Genomic DNA, 1467 nt, shown 5'->3' on the forward strand with positions numbered 1-1467 from the left:
CCGGAAGAACCCCGAGGCCGCCGGCTCCGTGGCGTACACGGGACCGGCGGCCTCGGGGTTCTTCCGGACTGTCCGCTCAGGAGCCTGCGGCGTCGCGCTCCCAGTGGTAGAAGCACTGCGCCATGGCGTCCTTGGGGCCGCGCCAGGTCCGGGGGTCGTACGGGCTGACGTACGCCTCCAGCCGTTCGCTGATGCCGCGGAACTCGGGGTGCCCGGCCACCTTCGCGATGGCGGGCGCCGGGTCCCGCTCGGACTCGATGAGGTGCAGGTACAGGTCGTCGCCGAACTGGAAGAGCCGGCGCCTGTTCACCCCGATCAGGTGAGGGAGTTCGCCCCGGTCGGAGGCGGCGAACACGTCGGAGATCTGCGGCGCCGAACCGGGCGCCATACGGGCCACGATGAGTGCGTGGTGCATCGACGGTCCTTTCCGGATCGGTCGGCGGTCAGCGGGAGGAGGCGGACGCGGGGCTCCTGCGCTCGCCGGCGGCCTGCTCGATCCGGTCCCGGATGAGCGCCAGCTGCGTACGCGAGTTGCGGTTGATGTTGTCCGTCATCCAGGCGTCGTCGACGGGGGCGTCGGGCTTCATCGCGAAGTCCTGCGTCCAGTTCATCCGCACGCCGTCGGGGAGCTGCTCGTACTCCCACAGGATGTCCATGTGGGCGAAGGGACCCGTCTCGACGCGGCGGGCGCGCACGGTCCGGCGGGCCCGGTCGGGAGTGCGCTCGGAGACCCAGCTCCACACCTTCCCGTCGCCGTCCGGATGCATGGTCAGCCGGAAGGTCGTGGTGTCGCCCTCGCGGGAGAGCACCTCGACCGACGCGTACTCGCTGAACAGGTCCGGCCAGTTCTCGAGGTCGTTGGTCATCTCCCACACGAGGTCGAAGGGAGCGTCGATGGTGATGCCGTTCTCGGTGTGTCCTGCCACTTTCAGGCTCCAGCCTTGAGGGTGCTGTTGACGAGGTCCAGAAACTCCCGGGGTGACCTGCAGCGCTCCGAGTCGGGAGGAAGCGAGAGGCCGTACCGGTTCTCCAGCTCGCCGACGATGCCGAGCAGGCCGAGGGAGTCGAGGCCGAAGAAGTCGAAGGGGGACTCGGCGTCCCGCTTCAGCTCCTGCGGGTCGACGGTGATGCCGGCCGCCTTCTTCATCAGGGCGGCCAGTTCGTCCACGGTCACTTCGGTGGTGATCATGAGTGTCTGCTCCTTCCCCGCCCGGGCCTACCGGGCGGATTCGCCACCGCGGCGCACGACCAGCGCCGCGTTGGAGCCCATCAGTCCCCTGCTGAGGACGAGGGCCGTGCGCAGCTCGACGGGCCGAGCGCGCGACATCACCAGATCGATGTCGTGGCAGATGTCGAACACGTTGGGGGTGGGGGGCACCTGACCGTGTTCCATGGCGAGCACCGCGGCCACCGTGTCCAGCACGGGTGCCGCGCAGTGCGCCCGCCCGAAGCCGGTCTTGGGCGCCG

General features: G+C 69.7%; 3 protein-coding genes and 1 pseudogene. All 4 read right to left on the bottom strand.

The window, feature by feature from the left end; genetic code table 11:
• Positions 1-76: 76 nt before the first annotated feature.
• Positions 77-415 (bottom strand): TcmI family type II polyketide cyclase, encoded by a 339-nt coding sequence (locus AOK18_RS24305; protein ID WP_055573182.1) that lies wholly within the window; start codon positions 413-415, stop codon positions 77-79.
• Between the two features lie 28 nt (positions 416-443).
• Positions 444-926, bottom strand: a complete 483-nt coding sequence (locus tag AOK18_RS24310) for an SRPBCC family protein (protein WP_055573181.1) — start codon at positions 924-926, stop codon at positions 444-446.
• Positions 927-928: 2 nt separating this feature from the next.
• Positions 929-1189, bottom strand: coding sequence for an acyl carrier protein (locus AOK18_RS24315; RefSeq protein WP_055695717.1), 261 nt, complete (start codon positions 1187-1189; stop codon positions 929-931).
• Between the two features lie 27 nt (positions 1190-1216).
• Positions 1217-1467, bottom strand: a pseudogene (locus AOK18_RS24320) (ketosynthase chain-length factor); the annotation flags it as partial.

Origin of the sequence: Streptomyces prasinopilosus, from assembly GCF_001419695.1 — a bacterium.
Lineage (GTDB): Bacteria > Actinomycetota > Actinomycetes > Streptomycetales > Streptomycetaceae > Streptomyces > Streptomyces prasinopilosus.